15 protein-coding genes and 1 pseudogene are annotated in these 16,665 nt (G+C 59.0%); 6 read left to right on the top strand and 10 right to left on the bottom strand.

The features are described 5' to 3' along the window. Window positions 1-163: 163 nt before the first annotated feature. From GTP27_RS17070 to GTP27_RS23840, 5 genes and pseudogenes are all read right to left on the bottom strand, one after another. Window positions 164-604 (bottom strand): TIR domain-containing protein, encoded by a 441-nt coding sequence (locus tag GTP27_RS17070; protein WP_161040364.1) that lies wholly within the window; start codon window positions 602-604, stop codon window positions 164-166. Between the two features lie 76 nt (window positions 605-680). After that, window positions 681-1,259, bottom strand: coding sequence for a Thoeris type III anti-phage system protein ThcA (gene thcA / locus GTP27_RS17065; RefSeq protein WP_161040363.1), 579 nt, complete (start codon window positions 1,257-1,259; stop codon window positions 681-683). Further along, the gene (thcB4, locus tag GTP27_RS17060; protein ID WP_229634098.1) at window positions 1,259-2,377 is read right to left on the bottom strand and encodes a Thoeris type III anti-phage system protein ThcB4; all 1,119 of its coding nucleotides are present in this window, start codon (window positions 2,375-2,377) and stop codon (window positions 1,259-1,261) included. The genes thcA and thcB4 overlap by 1 nt, the downstream gene beginning before the upstream one ends. Window positions 2,378-2,498: 121 nt before the next feature. Then, window positions 2,499-2,996, bottom strand: coding sequence for a toll/interleukin-1 receptor domain-containing protein (locus GTP27_RS17055; RefSeq protein ID WP_161040362.1), 498 nt, complete (start codon window positions 2,994-2,996; stop codon window positions 2,499-2,501). 190 nt (window positions 2,997-3,186) lie between these two features. Then, window positions 3,187-3,270: pseudogene (locus GTP27_RS23840) on the bottom strand (nucleotidyltransferase domain-containing protein); the annotation flags it as partial. Window positions 3,271-3,408: 138 nt separating this feature from the next. On the opposite strand from GTP27_RS23840, the gene GTP27_RS23835 reads away from it, so the two are divergent. Genes GTP27_RS23835 through GTP27_RS17035 form a run of 3 tightly spaced genes read left to right on the top strand, consistent with a single transcriptional unit; the run spans window position 3,409 to window position 4,913 of the window. After that, window positions 3,409-3,924, top strand: a complete 516-nt coding sequence (locus tag GTP27_RS23835) for a PAAR domain-containing protein (RefSeq protein WP_229634097.1) — start codon at window positions 3,409-3,411, stop codon at window positions 3,922-3,924. Window positions 3,925-3,933: 9 nt separating this feature from the next. Further along, window positions 3,934-4,536 (top strand): lysozyme family protein, encoded by a 603-nt coding sequence (locus GTP27_RS17040; protein ID WP_229634095.1) that lies wholly within the window; start codon window positions 3,934-3,936, stop codon window positions 4,534-4,536. After that, window positions 4,533-4,913, top strand: coding sequence for a hypothetical protein (locus GTP27_RS17035; protein WP_161040361.1), 381 nt, complete (start codon window positions 4,533-4,535; stop codon window positions 4,911-4,913). Before GTP27_RS17040 ends, GTP27_RS17035 begins: the two co-directional genes overlap by 4 nt. A 102-nt stretch (window positions 4,914-5,015) precedes the next feature. Here the strand turns inward: GTP27_RS17035 and GTP27_RS17030 are convergent, their stop codons facing one another. The 5 genes from GTP27_RS17030 to GTP27_RS17010 are packed head-to-tail and all read right to left on the bottom strand — an operon-like array spanning window position 5,016 to window position 10,849. Further along, window positions 5,016-6,041 (bottom strand): arginine N-succinyltransferase, encoded by a 1,026-nt coding sequence (locus GTP27_RS17030; RefSeq protein WP_161040360.1) that lies wholly within the window; start codon window positions 6,039-6,041, stop codon window positions 5,016-5,018. Then, a complete protein-coding gene (locus GTP27_RS17025; RefSeq protein WP_161040359.1) occupies window positions 6,038-7,048 on the bottom strand; it encodes a GlxA family transcriptional regulator in 1,011 nt (336 codons plus the stop codon). The genes GTP27_RS17030 and GTP27_RS17025 overlap by 4 nt, the downstream gene beginning before the upstream one ends. A 29-nt stretch (window positions 7,049-7,077) precedes the next feature. Beyond that, window positions 7,078-8,208: a succinylglutamate desuccinylase/aspartoacylase family protein gene (locus GTP27_RS17020; protein WP_161040358.1), complete on the bottom strand. Its 1,131-nt coding sequence runs from the start codon at window positions 8,206-8,208 to the stop codon at window positions 7,078-7,080. Window positions 8,209-8,216: 8 nt separating this feature from the next. After that, window positions 8,217-9,560, bottom strand: a complete 1,344-nt coding sequence (locus GTP27_RS17015; protein ID WP_161040357.1) for an amidohydrolase — start codon at window positions 9,558-9,560, stop codon at window positions 8,217-8,219. Continuing rightward, window positions 9,557-10,849 carry a cyanophycinase gene (locus tag GTP27_RS17010; protein WP_161040356.1) on the bottom strand — a complete coding sequence of 431 codons (1,293 nt, stop codon included), beginning with the start codon at window positions 10,847-10,849 and terminating at the stop codon, window positions 9,557-9,559. The genes GTP27_RS17015 and GTP27_RS17010 overlap by 4 nt, the downstream gene beginning before the upstream one ends. A gap of 308 nt (window positions 10,850-11,157) precedes the next feature. Between GTP27_RS17010 and GTP27_RS17005 the strand changes: the two genes are divergently transcribed. The 3 genes from GTP27_RS17005 (at window position 11,158) to menC (ending at window position 16,653) form a co-directional block, all read left to right on the top strand. Next, on the top strand, window positions 11,158-13,911 hold the full coding sequence (locus tag GTP27_RS17005) for a TonB-dependent receptor (RefSeq protein ID WP_161040355.1): 2,754 nt from the start codon (window positions 11,158-11,160) through the stop codon (window positions 13,909-13,911). 93 nt (window positions 13,912-14,004) lie between these two features. Then, window positions 14,005-15,429, top strand: a complete 1,425-nt coding sequence (locus GTP27_RS17000) for a transporter permease (RefSeq protein ID WP_161040354.1) — start codon at window positions 14,005-14,007, stop codon at window positions 15,427-15,429. A 63-nt stretch (window positions 15,430-15,492) separates the two neighbouring features. Further along, the gene (gene menC, locus GTP27_RS16995; protein ID WP_161040353.1) at window positions 15,493-16,653 is read left to right on the top strand and encodes an o-succinylbenzoate synthase; all 1,161 of its coding nucleotides are present in this window, start codon (window positions 15,493-15,495) and stop codon (window positions 16,651-16,653) included. Window positions 16,654-16,665: the final 12 nt, after the last annotated feature.

The following is a 16,665-nucleotide window of genomic DNA, read 5'->3' as shown; positions in this document are numbered from 1 at the left end:
GTTCAACGGGAAACGGGTACTGCTTCTTGGTTTTTGGCTTCTTAGTGGTCATTACGTCGGTCATGGAAAATCCCTTTCGGTATTATTTCATGACCCCGGATTCACACAAAAATTCTGACAGGCTCGCCAGAACACTCGGAGGCAAGTTTTCAAATCGTCCGCTTTATTTCCCGGCGGCCTTGGCAGCCTTCTCCACCCAATCGCCCAAATTTGTAAACCCGTCGTCAGCATTCCAACGATAGAAATCATAGCCAGCAGGAAGTTCACCGCAACGTTCAGTCGTGTTGCCGTTAAAGTCTTTAATCTTGCTGATGTCAATTCCAAGCAAGCCGTTACCACGAAGTTTGCTTTGCTCGATTTCATACGCGACCCACTCGCTATCGCAGGTCTTCTCGCCTACCAGAACGACGGTGACAGAAGTTCCTTTCATCTGTTCGTCAATCCAGTTCTTGATGGCTTGTTTACCTTTTCGTTTCACTTCTTCGAATTCCGCCTTATCGATAAAGCCAGCGGCTTCTTTACCCTTGGTGATCGCACTATTGCGAACAACCATTGCGCGGGTCACATCTTCGTATTTAAAGCTGAAAAAGACCTTCCTTGCCATTTGTTTCTCCGAATAAAAATCTACAATGATTCGATCGACGCAGCCTTGCAACAAAGCGAGGTGAGCCCTTCAGCCATTAAATCTGATCTCGTTTCTCGGTCGCCGATATGCCCAACTCTTCGTGAAACATTCGCGCAAAGTCAATGCGATTCTCAGCTTGCCCCATCTGATCCGCTAAAGTTAACGCAGCGCCGCCGGGCAATCGAAGGGCCAACACCTTTGCTTTCGGATGCATTTTCTGAAACATAGCAAACTCAGCAACAACCCCATCCATCCCCCCGACGAACACTGCTGCTTCGAACGTACCAGACAGCATTTCGGTGCGCATCCGTAAGAGGCTTTGCGCCTCATCGCCATCAACAGCGTCAGTCAGCACAACATTTCCAAAGCGCTTATTTTCATCCGGGAAATATTCGGTAAATAACTTACTTTGGTAAAGCGTAACGGCCTTGGAGTACTCAACCCCTAGTTCCTCACATACTGCCCAGACCATCGGGGTAATGGCGGGATGCCCTCCCCAAACCAGCAATCGTCGCCCAAGGCAGACGGTTAATAACTCTCGGACGGCAAACTGAATCAAAAAGGGATTCGCGGTCAGGTGATAGTCTCCACGACCTGGTTGCGGAATGCTTGTGGACAGAAATATGCGGCGCATTAGGTTGCCTCCCAGCCGCCAAGATCCCAAGCGGCATCAGTTTTCTTAATCCATCTAGCGCCGGGAACCTTCTGCGCCAACCAATTCATATGAGATTGCCAGCTACGCTTCAAACCAAAGTGATCATAGACAATCGCACTTTCATCCGGTCCGGCCCGCTCGAACGTCTCTTGCAAAATGGTCGACGTCGGAACTCCAATCGTAGGTTGCACCATCAGCTTTCGGCCGGACCGCAAGGTTAAATGTAACGTACGATTAGCTCCGATACCGTCAAATTTCCCCTCTACTTGCTGAACTGCATCCTGAACCGCAGTCACCATGCTTAGATGCCTTGTGGCATGACTAAGGCTTCGGACATCCTCCAGCTGCGAGCAAATCCTATCAATAGCGGATTGCGCAAATTGTCCTACAACATCGAGTTCTTCGGGGACAACTTCAACCAAGCTTGCTGTACCGGTGTGAATCGATGGCGTCGTGTCCGGCCATTGAATTCGCAAAACACCAATTCCTTTTGCCAATGCCCGTCCGTATTCCGCGCTTGTCCATCGACTCTCGAAATATCCCGGTGTTTCCAACATCACCAGTACGTCAACATCACATAGTTGATGCCATAGAGTTTCCTGAAAATCCACTGCCGGACCAATACCTTGTGTATCAAGGAAGACCTCGAACTGCCGTGACGACAATTCAGCAAAAAGCTGCACCGCTGATGGAGTTGCCTCATTTCGTCTGTAGCTGATGAATACCCGCCTTTGCCGAGGCAGAAGACCGACACATTCGAGAAGTGCATGGAAGATTCGCTCTGGTGTCACCTTATCCGCAAACAGACAGTTCAAACGGCGCAACGGGGGCGGGATTTCGGTCATTACCGCAGCATCACTAGACGCAATCGGTAAAACTGTCATCGCGTCAAAGTCGATGACCTTCGCTATGTCCAAGTTTACCGAGTTGATGCCGCCAAAAAAGATCGCGGCAGCTGCGGCTCTGCTATCAGGCCGGAATTCTTCCGGCTGGATGGTCAACGCTATATCTTGTCCCAACTCGAGTTGAAACTGACTGCACGCGGCCTGTAACAATTCCTGAAACTTTGCGATCTGTTCAACAGTTGGCGCACCCAAGACTGCGAGTTCTTAAAGGGCCATCAGGTCTCCGATAAATTGAAATAACTCAACTGCTGAATCATGGCGCACCTGATGAGGCAAGAAAGCCCACACAGTTGTGCACGAGAAGTACTAACTGTTATAAGTTTTTAACAAAACTCCCACCAGTGTTTTGCCCTGCTGGGAACAGCGCTAGGCCGCCAACGTCGGCCGGCGTAATCTGCTGATACAGTTGCAAATATTCGTTCCCGTGATGCCTTCCCGAAGTATCGGTGGTTGGGATCACCGCAATACGCCCCAAAGGCTTCTTACCGTCTGCATAACCGATTTCCCACGGACACCACCTTGATGCCGTCGAGTTCGCAGTCGCAAGAAACAAGAACCAATCTGCGGACACAATGCGGCTTTGGATACGACCTGCGGTCACTCGATTAGGTGACGCTGGCATTTCGGCATCCTGCCAATCGATGTAGACCTCCCACCCGGCCTCGTGAAGCAAAGTCTGGAGCCCTTCGGCAAGCGCGCGATCCAAGTGGGAATGGCAAAGGAACGCAGTGGGCTGCCCAGAACGGACAACACTCTTACGGATGACGCCTCTCGAGGAAGCGCGAGCGAGGTCTGACTGCAAAATTGGCATGTGATTTTCTCAGTTGTATTTAAGGAAAATTTGCATAAAGTATAGCAATAAATGGCTTGCAACAGCATCAAGTAATTTGCGGCGAGGCCAAGAATTGCCCCCCTCCTCCGCGCCGTAAATACAACTTCAGACACGCAGCCTGCATATCCAGTGGGCTACGTTGATAGTGCTAATATGCAATTTCTATCGACTACCCAATTACATCGCGCTGTTCCTCCAGCCCCACCGATACATACCAGTCCGTAGGATGAGCATAGATAAAGCACGCATCGTAATCACTGTTAGTCCCTACTCAATTTGTCGGCGCCACGCAGTCTTCTTGCGCTCGCGCAATTTTGAAGTTTTTGCGCTATTCAAAATGATTTCCTGAATCTTGTCCGCCCCCCATACTCATTGCGTGAGAGGAATCGAGATGAAACGCCATACGATCACTTTGGGTGCATCAACTAGCGCAGGTGGCAAGGTAATCACCGCGAGTAGCAACGGCAGTATTCACGGAAGCAAAATAGCTCTTGAGGGCGATGCCATCTTCTGCCCTGCATGCAAATCGCAAGGAAAAATTATGTGTACCGGGCCGCGAATTGCAGAGACTTGGAACGGCAAGAAAATTGCGTTGGAAGACGATCTATGCAACTGCGGATGCCTAATCCCTCCCAGACTATTACCGGTGCAGTTCGTCAGGTATCAAACTATCGCCATTTCTGCCACCAGCGCTAGTGCGCCCATGGATCGAACTTCAAACAAGGCAGCGATATTTGACGACAGGTACATTCTGTTCGATGGAGATACTGGTGAACTTTTGATCAATACAGAATATGCATTAAGAACGACAGACGGGGAACTTGAGTTTGGCACCACGGATGCAAATGGACATACACATCTTATTTCAACGTTTACCGAATCAAAGCCCATCGAAATTTACCTATAGGATAAGCATATGCCTTCAACAGTGACCTCTCCATCCGGCCGCATCCTGCATCATCGAACAACCCGGAATACAACGCCAAAGGAAGATGCAGAAGCTAAGCCTGTCAAAATAGATCTCTGCAGGGAGCGACGACTGGCAGAGAATCGAATCCTGCTCAAGAACACGAACGTTTGGGCGTTTCTGAAGGCAATTGCTGAAGCGGAGGGCGGTGGCTATGACTTCATGTTCGGTGCCATAAAAGGCAAGAAAAACGATCCTTGGCGTTTCACCAATTACTCCACTCATCCTGGACCTGGATTTGGAGGTAAGACAACGGCCGCAGGAATGTATCAGGAAAATATTGAAACTTGGCGTGAGATGGGCGGACAAATGGGATTGAACGATTTCACACCCGAAACTCAAGACCTTATCGCGGTAGAAATTCTCCGAACTATAAGGGTCATCGATAGTATCCAATCCGGCGACATCAATGCCGCATTAGAAGAAGCGTCGCATCGATGGTCTGCTCTCCCCAGAGGAAAGGGTAAGACTGGCCGCTATCCAAAGCAACGATCCGTCTCTTTTGAAAAATTCGAGTCCGACTACAAGAGTTCAGGAGGTAGCGTGAAATGATCACGGTCCGAAAAATACTTTCCCTTGCGTCTCTCATCCCACTATTAGCGACAGGAACTCCTCTCACACTGCATAAAGACATGCCTTTCAGTGCAGCACGTAAGCTACTTATTCAGCAGAAATGGAAGCCTATTCACGTCCATGCTGACGATCACTATTCCCTGATGGGAGTTGAACATGAACTTGCCAAACTGAATATTAGAGAGTTTGACTCATGCAGCATCGATTATTCGAACTGTATCATGCGCTACAAGCGTGACGATCAATGCCTAACGGTGTACACCATCGGCGAAAAAGTAAAATACATGAAAGTCGTCGATTGGACTAACGAATGCCCGGAATCGCAACAGTCAGCGGATGCGCCATCCAGACGATAACGGATCGTCTAAGGCCTCACATGGTAACGCCTGCACGAGTGGAGACTATGAAAATCAAGGCTACAGATTCATGAAGAACTCTTCCAAGAATTCCGCATACAATTAGTCCAGCCTTACAGCACAAGCCGACGCACCGTCCATTAGCCCTAAGAACGTAATGGTGCTATCCGGGAGCTGTAAACCCTCTTCGAGGAATACGCCGTTCGCCAGCGTGGCGCGAAAACCCGCCCGTTCCAGATTCGCCACCAGACAGGCTTCGCCCGCCTCGCCGGGAGCGCTACGCAGTGCCACATCCTGCGCCGACACCACCGACCGCAGCATGGCCACGCGCGCTTCCGCTATCGGCCCGCCGTCGAAAATATCGACGTAGGAATCCACATCGAAGCCTTCCGCCACCAGTATGCCGAACGGCAGTTCGCCATCGGGATGCAGCTGGCCCATGGCCCACTGGGCGTCCTTGGTCAGCAGCGACACATACACGGGATTACGCGGCATCAGCTCGGCGATATAGCTTTTGGAACGCCCCCCCGTGCGCTGTTCGGCCTCGGGAAAAGGCATCTTGAAAAAGCGGTGGCCCAGCGCATCCCATACGGGGCTATTGCCTTCGTCGTCGCACAGACCGGGGTTTTCCGCACCTATGCGTTCGGCAAACAGGTGCGGATAGTTACGGATGAAGAGCAGCCGGCCACGCGACAGCAGTTGCGGCGCCAGCGTGTCGCTGTATTCGGGCTCGATGTAGAAAGAACTCAGTAGCGTGTGGCCGGACAGGTCCTCGCACAGCCGTAAGGTGTGCTCGCGGTTGGTGATGCCCAGTTCCTCGCTGCCGTGCACGAGAAACTCGTTACGGTAGCAATAGAAACGCCCGTTCGAAGCGGCGCTGGCGACAATGCCGCTGGTGCCCACCACCCGCCCGGCCCGCAAATCTTCCAGCACGAAGTGATAGATCTCGTCGCCATTCAACGGTTCGCTGCCGGCAAACGCCTTGAGCGAACGCTCCACCCGCGCCGCCAGGCGGGCACGATCCGGTTTCAAGGTACGGATACTGAAAGTCGCAGCACGGGAAAATTTTTCGATGACGTCGAGGTCATCGAGCGTGGCCGGACGCAGCAGGTAATCCATGTGGTTCATTCGTTATCGTCTCCGGCATTATCAGTCTCGACCAGCGGCATGGTATGCCGGGCGCGCTCCTCCCGCGGAGTGTACCCAAAATAATTGCGGTAGGTGGTAGAAAAATGTGAACCCGAGGTGAATCCGCACACCAGCCCCACCTGCAGTATCGACAGGGTGGTCTGCTTGAGCTGGCGGCGTGCGTGCTTGAGGCGCAATTCGAGGTAATAGCGCGATGGCAGCGTATCGAGATGCTGACGGAACAGGCGCTCCAGCTGGCGGCGCGACACGCCCACCAGCTGGGCGATATCCTCTGCCGGCAGCGGTTCGGCCAGATTGGCCGCCATCAGTTCCAGCGCATCCTTGAGGCGCGCCGAACCTATCGCAGGCTGGGAAGAAGCTGGCACGGGCTGGCGTTCGTCGCCGCCGCGCATGCGCTCCAGCCCCAGCGCTACCGCGACTTCGGCCGCAAAGATACTGCCATGGCGCTTGCCCAGCCAGTGCAGCAGCATGTCCGTCACGGCCGCACCTGCACCGGCGCTGATGCGGTTGCGGTCGATCTCGAACAGCCCTGTAGTGAACACGGTGCCCGGATGGCGCTTGGCAGCTTCCGCCTGTATCTGCCAGTCGATGGCGGCGCGATAACCTTCCAGCAGGCCATGCTGGGCCAGCAACTGCGCGCCCGCGCCACTGGCACCGACGGTCCAGCCATTATCGAGTCCGAAGCGCTGCAACTGCTGCGCCAGATGATGGCTGGCCGCTACGCTCAGGCGCTCATCGGGACGTTCGCCGGCTATCACTAGCAGCAATCCGCCCTGCTCCGCCTGCAGCTGCTCCAGCGCTTCGGCCGCCAGCGTCAGACCGCATTGCGTGCTGGCGCTGTCGCCGTCCGCGCTGTACTGGCGTAGCCGGTACAAAGGCTCGCCTTCCACTTCATTGGCCAGCGCGAACACGGAGCGCACCGCACCCAGCGTAAACAGCGAGAAGCCGGGTAACAGAATCAGTGCAATCGAACAGGGTGTTCCCATACTATTTATCCTAAAGCCGCCCTGCCCTGTTACGCCGATAACAGCGGGCCGCTGCGCAGCGCGACCTTGCCGGCCACTTTACTCAGACGCGTGCCGGGACCCACGTAGCGCCGGTTCTCGCGCGCGAAGTAATAGCCGTCCACCGGCGCCAGCAACTGCTGTACGCTACCGCTAACCGGATCGATCAGATCGATAATCGGCTCACCGGCGCGCACAGTTTCGCCCAGCTCGCGCAGATAAACTACCAGCCCGGCCGCCGGTGCCGCCACCGGCATGCAGCCAGCCAGCGGGGTCGGCTCGCAGGCCGGCGGTACCGGCTGCGACAACGGCCCTCCCACCATGCCCTGCAAGCGCAGATAGTCGAGTATGGCCGCAGCATCATGCGCGGCCGTGGCGTGGTTGACGTCGATAAAGCCGCGCAGCTCGATGGTTACCGCCACGCAGGCCAGCGGAATCGGGAAGCGCTCGCCCGCCAGTGCCGCGATATCCCACCAGATGCGCGAGCAAGCCTCATCAAACGGATCGTCGCCCGATTCCGTCTCCAGCAGGGCCACATGGGCACCGAGCAGCCCCGCCAGCGGCGCCACGCGGTCCCACAGCGGCGTGCCCGCGTACATATGCAGCAGCGACTCGCAATCGCAATGCAGGTCCAGCACCACATCGGCATCGGCGGCGAGCCGCATCAGTGCCAGCCGCTGGGCCGACAGTTCGTCGGCAGCAGCCAGATCGCGCTGGCCATCGGCCAGACTGGCCCGGATGGCCGCACGGATCAGCTGCTGGTTGGCCTGTTCATCCTGTCCCAGCTGCGCCTGCACGCGCTGCCACACATCCTGCGACAGATTGTGGAACAGGCGATTGAAGTTCTGCCCCGTACGCAGATCGAACCGGCCCTGGCTGGTGCCCAGCAGGGTTTGCGCCAGCCCGACGGGATTGGCAGCCGGTACCAGGATCACCTCGCCCAGCAACTGGCCCTGCTGTTCCAGTTCGGTCAGCGCCGCGCGCAGATGATGGGCCACCAGCATGCCCGGTAGTTCGTCCGCATGCAGCGACGCCTGGATGTAGGCCTTGGGCCCCTTGCCTTGCTGGCCGAAGCGCAGATAGCTCAGACTGCGGGTGGTTCCGGCAGCGGGGGATGGCAGCGCAATAGTGATCTGTTCCATGAGAGTTTTCAGTGTGCAGTCAGGTGTGTAGTCAGATAGTCGGCAGCCAGACTGGCGAGCGCGCGTACGCCCGTCAGCAGAGCTGCTTCGTCAGGGTTAAAACGAGGCGAGTGGTTGGCGGCCCACTGTGCGGGGTCGCTACCCGCCGGATTCACCCCAAGGAAGAACAGCATGGAGGGAACTTGCTGGCCATAATACGAGAAATCTTCCGAGGTGGTGCTGGGCGCTACGTCGCTGAGCAACTGCGCGCCGGCCACGCGCTGCAGGCTAGGCAGCATCTGCGCCGTCAGCGCCGGATCATTCCATGTCACGGGATAGCCGGCATCAAAGCTCACCTGCGCCGTAGCGCCGGCGGACGCCGCCAGATTTTCCGCCGTGCGTTTTATCTGCACTAGCAGCTGTTCTCGCACGGCAGGGTCGAAGCTGCGGATGGTGCCGCTCATTTTCACTTCAGCGGGCACGATGTTGGCACGCTGGCCGCCGTGCACGGTGCCCACCGTAATCACGGCCGGCGCCACGGTCAGATTGGTCTGGCGGCTGACGATGGTCTGCAGGCCCAGTACGATCTGCGCTGCCACCACCACCGGATCAACCCCGTTCCACGGCAGCGCGCCATGGGTCTGGCGGCCCTGCACAGCAATCTCGAAGGTATCGCTACTGGCCATCAGCCCGCGCGCGCGGGTGGAAATAGTGCCGGTGGACTGGGGCGTAATGCCCACATGCAGGCCGAACATGGCCGATACCTTGGGATTCTCCAGCACACCCGCCTTGACCAGCCGTTCGGCCCCATTCGGTTCATTGGCCACGCCTTCCTCGGCCGGCTGGAACACCAGCTTGACCGCCCCCGCCAGCTGCCCGCGCATGTCGGCCAGCACGCGGGCTGCACCGAGCAGCATGGCCACATGCATATCATGACCGCAGGCGTGCATCACGCCCACTTCCTTGCCACCCACCTGCGCTTTGTCGCGCGAAGCAAACGGCAGCCCGGTTTCTTCCGTGACAGGCAGGCCATCCATATCGGCACGCAGCGCTACCACCGGGCCGGGCCGGCCAGTATCGAGCAGGCCGATCACGGCGGTTTCAGCCTGGCCCCGCGTCACCTGGTAACCCATGCGGCTCAATTCCCGCGCCACCAGATCAGCCGTGCGGCGCTCGTGAAAGGCCAGCTCGGGATGGGCGTGCAGGTCGCGCCGCCAGTTCACCACCTGCGGCAGCACCTGGGCCGCAGCAGCGTCGAGCGCTGCGTGCAGCGTCAGCGACTGGGCCAGTGGCGCAGGCGGTACGGGCGCTCCCACCTGGGCCGTCGCCTGAGCGCACAGCAGCAGCGCCGCTAGACAAAATCCTGATTTCATTTCCACGCCTGATAGAAGGGAACCTTGATACGTATCGGCCGCACATCGAGCCGTGCATCGAAGATAGAGTACTCGTTATCGTCCAGACCTGCACTATCCCAGCCGTGGGTGTGTTCATCGCGCCGCAGGATAAACTCGAAGCCCAGTTCCGGCGCAGGGTCGGCCACCGGCGCATCGGGCAGCTGTTCCAGATCGAAAGCGATGCCCCGTATATGGTCGCGCGGGCCATCCACCAGCTGGGTCAGCGCGCGCAGTATGGTATTTTCGCCCAGCATATCGGTGTAGGCCGGACGGATATTTTCCAGATCGGAGACAAAGCCGGGCTGGCGGAACTTGATCTCGCCGTGCGCCTGCTTGGCGGCCATGACCTTGCCCTGCAGTTTGGACAGGTCGTAGCGGTCGCCGTTATCAAGGTAGGAGATCCGCACATTCTTCACATGCACCGGCCCCGGCTCGCGCTTGGCCTGACGCAGGTCCACCAGCAGCGCACCGCTGGCGCCGACAATTTCGATTTCGCTGCCGTGAATGATGGCTGCGGTATCTTCATCCACGCCCAGCCCTACCTTGTAGCCCTTGGCCAGCATCAGCGCCAGCATGCGCCCTACCCGCCCGCGCTTGAGGAAGTGCTGGTCGATGAACAGCTGGTCGCCCACAAAGCCCAGCCCCCGCTCGATCTCTTTACCATCGCGCATCACGCCCTTCATCACCTGCACCGGATTGAGCGCATCGCGGAACATCACCGTACTCATAATGGCAGCTCCGGCACTGCTGCCGGCTATCACGCCGCCCCGCGCCTGCAGCTCGCGCACGGCCTGCAGCACAGGCGAAGCCACACCGTCGGGATTGAGCACATCGGCCGTGCGTTCCTGCGCACCGCCGGTAAAGAATACCGCCGTAGCATTACGGATCTTTTCCACATTGGCTGGATCGGCTGCGGCCTTGCGGGCCGATTCCAGCGATTCGCCTTTCCACATGGGAGCAATCTTGAGTAGCTCAGCCTGCGCGCCGCGCCGGCGCAGTTGCTCTACAGCATTAGCGCCCGAACTCTCCGGCAGCGACGAGGAAGTGGGTATCACCACAAAGCGCGCCGCCGTGCCGCCGGCCAGCTGCACCAGCCGCTGGCGCACGGCTTCATTATTGTCACGCACCGCGCCGCCCATCGGGATGACGGTGCCGGCCACGGGCTGGAAGGCCAGCGCCTGTGCAGATTCTTCGGCCTGGGCGGAACCGGCCAGCAGTTGCGCTGTCAGTTGGGCTGCACACAGCAGCAATAGCGACACGGATTTCACAGCGACAGCCTTTCACAACGATGGGATAGGCGCTTATGTTGCCACTGATCGCGCGACGATAGCCCGCATCAGGCCGCTCTTTGCGCACATTGGCAATTGCATGTCGCACTGTCGGAAGTCCGCAACAGCTGATTACTGATTAGATTGCAACAATGCGACACGGCATTTTCCCAGAGCGACCCATGCACTGTCCGATGCGCGCAAGCCGGTCTGTGCTGCATACACTGAAACTGTTCCATAAACTAGCCTATCAGGGCGGCGCCGGCATAACGCTTGCGTATAAATACTCACTTCAGAGGACTGATCGCATGAAAACACCAAGCAAGCACGAGGCGTCCGCATTCCGCCGCTCCCGCTGTACCCATGCCGTAATGCTGGCACTGGGCATCATGAGCCTGAATGCTCAGGCGCAGACCATGCAGCGCGTGGAAATTACCGGCTCCAGCATCAAGCGCATCGAAGGCGAGGCTGCGCTGCCGGTGGAAATCATCAAGCGCGAAGATATCGACAAATCCGGCGTCACCACCGCCGCCGAACTGCTGCAGAAGATCTCTTCCAACGTGGGCGGCCTGACCGACGGCGCCAGCGTGTCCGACGTGATGGGCGGCCAGCGCGGCTTCAACGGCGCCAACCTGCGCGGTCTGGGCGTGTCCAGCACGCTAGTACTGCTGAACGGCCGCCGCATGGCCAACTTCGCCAGCCCCGGCGACAACTCGGGCGTGGACCTGAACAATATTCCGGCTGGCGCCATCCAGCGCGTGGAAGTGCTCAAAGATGGTGCATCGGCGATTTACGGTACCGACGCCATGGGCGGCGTGATCAACTTCATCACCCGCAAGGATTATCAGGGCGGCGATGTCAGTGTGTACACCTTGCGCACGGGCGAAGGCGGCGGCGGCAAGCAATCGGCTTCGCTGTCGGGCGGTTATGGCGACATCACGACCGACCGCTTCAACATCTTCGGCGCACTGGACCTGCAGCAGACCGGCCGTCTGGCCAGCTCGCAGCGCAAGTTCATGCAGGAATACAGCCTGCCGGACCGTCTGTCGCCGCAGCTCTCCAGCACCACCTTCCCTGCCAACGTGGACCTGACGGCCGCCCAGCTGGCATTGCTCAACAAATCCAGCTACCTGAAAGGCTCCGGCCCCGGCGGCACATGGCTGCCTTCGCCTGGCCGCCGCGTCAACTTCGGCAAATCCTCCTGCGTCGACGGCAGCCCTAACGTAGTGCGTCCGCTGGGCCCCGGTGGCACGGAAGGCTGCTCCTTCAACTACATGGGCGATTCGGAAGTCTATCCGGAGTCGAAGAAACAGAGCTTCATCGGCCGCGCCACCTTCCAGCTGGCCGATGACCATCAGGTATTTGCCGAAGCGCTGATCAGCGAGGCCAAAACCCAGTACGCCGCTTCTCCCGCCACCTCGGGCAGCATCAACGGCACCAGCACCGGCATCTATCTGCCCGCTGCACTGCAGGCCCAGACCGGCATTACCACCCCGATCAACTTCCGCTTCCGTCTGACCGATGCGGGCCGCCGCACTTCGGAAGTGACCAGTAAAGCGTCGCGCTTCGTACTGGGCGCTACCGGCAAGTTGGGCAGCTGGGAATACGATACCGCCTACAACCACAGCGAAAACAAGGCCACCGACCTCGATATCGATGGCTGGGTCTCGCGCAGCAAACTGCTGGCCGGTATCGCCAGCGGCAAATACAACCCCTTCGTGCCGGCTACCGATGACTCGGGCCGCAAGTTCATGGACTCGATCAAGATCAACGGTGCTGCCCGTATCTCCAAAGGCACTAGCGACAGCGTCGATGGCAAGCTGACCCACGCCCTGATGGCACTGGGCGGCGGCGACGCCATGCTGGCCATCGGCGGTGAAGTACGGCGCGAAAAAACCTCGTTCACGTCGACCGATGCGCTGCGCACCAACGACGTGCAGGGCGACCGCTCCAGCTCCGACGAGCTGCTGGCCGATTCGTCCAACTCGCGCGATATCGCCGGTTTCTACACCGAGATCAACGCGCCGTTCAGCAAGGAATGGGAAGGCCAGTTCGCCATCCGTCATGACCGCTACAAGGCCGTCTATGATCCGATCACCAAGCTGACTGCGCCGGAACTCAAAACCACCAACCCCAAGCTGGCCGTGAGCTACCGTCCTAGCAAGGAAGTGCTGGCACGGGCTTCCTACGGTACCGGCTTCCGCGCCCCGTCGATCGCCGAACTGTTCCTGCCGGTGCGCTCGGGCACCACTGCCAGCTTCGTCAAGGATCCTGTCTCGGGCGAGATCGCCCAGTTCGATCTGGACCGCTACGGCAATCCTAATCTGAAGCCGGAAAAATCCAAACAGTTCTCGGCAGGTCTGGTACTGGAACCTAACCGCAACTGGAACGCCAGCCTCGATTACTGGATCATCCGCAAGACCGACATCATTTCGGAAATCGGCGAGCAGACCGTGTTCGACAATCCGGTCTACTACAACGATCCGAAAATCGTGGTGCGCGACAGCGACGGTGCTGTGTCCTATCTGCAGTTCAAGAAAGAGAACCGCGGCAAGCTCAATACCTCCGGTCTGGACGTCGGCCTGAACTGGCACGGCGACGCTACCACGCTGGGCCGCTTCAGCGCCAGCCTGAATGGCACCCTGATCACCGAGTACAAATTCCAGTCCGATCCTAACTCGCCGATGACCGACGGTCTGGGCGTGTTCCGCGACGATAAGGCCGTGCAGCGCTGGCGCCACAAGCTCAATATTGACTGGACTCAGGGTCCGATCAGTATGACGCTGGGTAACACCTTCTTCTCCAGCTACCGTGACCAGAACATTCCGGGTCTGGCCGATCCGGGCTGGAACGACCGTGATGTGAAAGCCTATTCGCTGTGGGATCTGACGGGCAGCTATGCATTCAGCAAGAACCTCAAGCTGCGTGCCGGCGTGATCAATATGTTCGATACGGCGCCACCGTTCACCAACCAGTCGCGCTACTTCGAAGTGACCTGGGATCCGACCTACGGCGATCCACGCGGCCGCTCGTTCTTCGCTAACCTGCAGTACAAGTTCTAAGTCCCCTCCGGCGCCCTGTCCTGTCATGCCGCTGTATGCATGGCAGGCAGGGCGTCACCTCATTTTGCCCAGACTTCTGCCGAGACCCTTGCCATGAGCAGCCCCGCTAGCCGCTTCAAAGTTCCCAATACCCTGATTATTCTGCTGTTCATTGCCCTGTTCGTGGCCCTGCTGGTGCCCTGGGTACCGGCCGGCTATTTCGAAAAAGGCGTGGCTATTTCGCTCGACTCCTATCGCGTGGCCGAACACAACATCCATATCGCGTGGTTCGCCAGCGGCAAGGAGGTGGGCCTGTTCAACGCGCCGTTCGAAGGCATGACCTCGGGCAGCCGTACCGGCTCGGCCATCGGCGTGATTGCCTTCATCCTGCTGGTGGGCGGCGCCTTCGGCGTGATCAATGCCAGCGGCGCGGTAGACCGTGGCCTGCTGCGCCTGATCGCGATGACGGGCGACCACCCGCGCCTGCTGCTGGGCAGCCTGTTTGCGGCGTTCGCTGCCGGTGGCGCCGTATTCGGCATGGGTGAAGAAACCATCGCTTTTCTGGCCCTGCTGCTGCCGCTGATCCGGCGCATGGGCTATCCGCCCGAAGTGGGCGTGATGATGACCTATGTGGCCAGCCAGATCGGCTTCGGCACCTCGTGGATGAATCCTTTCGGCGTGGCGCTGGCGCAGGGCATCGCCAATGTGCCGCTGCTGTCGGGCGCGCCGCTGCGCATGGTGATGTTCGTGATCTTCGTCAGCACCGGCATTGTCTTCACGCTGTGGTATGCAGAACGCCACCGCCAGCTTCCGCAGCCGACCGATGGCGAGGACAGTGCCTCCTCGTCCGCCGTCAAGCACGCCGCGATGACCATGGCCGACCGCCTGATCCTGGCCGGCATCGTCGCCACCATCGTCTGGATCGTCTGGGGCGTGGTGGCAGCAGGCTACTTCATACCCGAAATCGCCACCCAGTTCGTCACCCTGTGCCTGTACACGGCGCTGATCTCCATTCTGGCAAAGCGCCTCAGTGCCGATGGCGCCGCCGAAGCCTTCATCAACGGTGCCCAGCAACTGATGCCGGCCGTGCTGGTGATCTCCATGGCCAAGGGCATAGAATACCTGCTGGGCGGCTCCAATCCGCACGCCCCCTCCGTGCTCAACACCTTCTTGCACAGCATGGGCACCATGCTGGAAACCTGGCCGCCGATACTGGCCGCGCAGGGCATGCTGGCCGTGCAGACGGCATTTACTTTCGTGATCCACTCGGGCAGCGCGCAAGCGGCCATCAATATGCCGCTGATGGCTGGCCTGTCCGATCTGGTGGGCGTCACCCGCCAGACCGCCGTGCTGGCCTACCAGCTGGGCAACGCCATGGCAAATATGAGCGTTCCTACCGGCGCCATTCTGATGGCAACGCTGGGCGTGGCAGGCGTGCCATGGACGCGCTGGTTCGGCATCATCTGGCGCTTCCAGCTACTGATCCTGCTGATGTCGATGGGGATGGTGGCTTTTGCCGTAGTCTATGGCTACAACTGATAGCCCGGAACCGAACCAGGGTCCATACACGCTGCTCATTACCCGTCTAAATACTGTCTCCCCATGAATCCACACTATCTGCACTGCCCTGTTGCTGTTTCCCCCGCTGCGCAGGCGCGCGTACCGGCGCTGGACCGGATCGACCTGATCACGGTACGCATACCCTATCTGCGGCCTTTCTCCACCAGCGTACACACCTGGGCCGCCAAGGAAGCGCTGCTGCTAAGACTGGAATCGGGCGGCGTGGTGGGCTGGGGCGAATGCGTGGCCGATCCAGACCCGTTCTACGCCAGCGAAACTACGCGCACGGTGCGCCACATCTTCCAGGATTTCCTGCTGCCGCTGCTGGCGCCGGGCCAGACGCTGGCCGAGCTGCTGGCCAGCTGGAGCCCCGTGCGCGGCCACGGCATGGCCAAGGCTATGCTGGAGAACGCCCTGCTCGATCTGATTGCACGCCAGCAGGGTGTGCCGCTGCACCAGCTGCTGGGACTACGCCCGCGGCCTATCCAGTCCGGCGTGGCGCTGGGCATACAGCCATCCGTCGAGGCGCTGCTGGACGCCGTGGGCGATGCACTGCGCCGCCCCTATCACCGGGTCAAACTGAAAATCATGCAGGGCAAGGATGTGGAGTGGGTGGCCGCCGTGCGCGCCGCCTATCCGGACATCGCGCTGATGGCCGACGCCAATGGCGACTACGGACTCGAACATGCTGCGCTGCTGCGCCAGCTCGATGCCTACCATCTGACCATGATAGAACAGCCGCTGTCCTACAGCGACATCGTGCAGCATGCAGCCTTGCAGCAGGAACTGCGCACGCCGCTATGTCTGGACGAATCCATCCACGACCTCGACGATGCCCGGGCGGCACTGGCGCTTGATGCGGCACGCATCATCAACATCAAGCAGGGACGGGTAGGCGGCATGATCGAATCGCTGCGCATTGCCGCGCTGTGCGAACAGGCCGGGGTGGGCGTGTGGTCGGGCGGGATGGACGAAACTGGCATAGGCCGCGCCTTCAATATCCAGCTACAGGCCGCAACGGGCTTTACGCTGGCAGGCGACACGGCCGAAACGGCCAGCTACTTCAAGGAAGATATCGTCGACCAGCCGGTAGTGCTGGCCGACGATGGCTACATTGCCATGCCCGCCGGGCCGGGCATAGGCGTCAACGTGCTGGAAGAACGGGTGACGCGCTACACCCTCAAGCGCCAGCGCATCCGCTAGGGCATGCGCTGG

It is taken from the genome of Duganella qianjiadongensis (assembly GCF_009857915.1).
GTDB lineage: Bacteria > Pseudomonadota > Gammaproteobacteria > Burkholderiales > Burkholderiaceae_D > Rugamonas > Rugamonas qianjiadongensis.
Note: the sequence above shows the minus strand (reverse complement) of the source record. Positions and strands in the feature narration are given on the sequence as shown.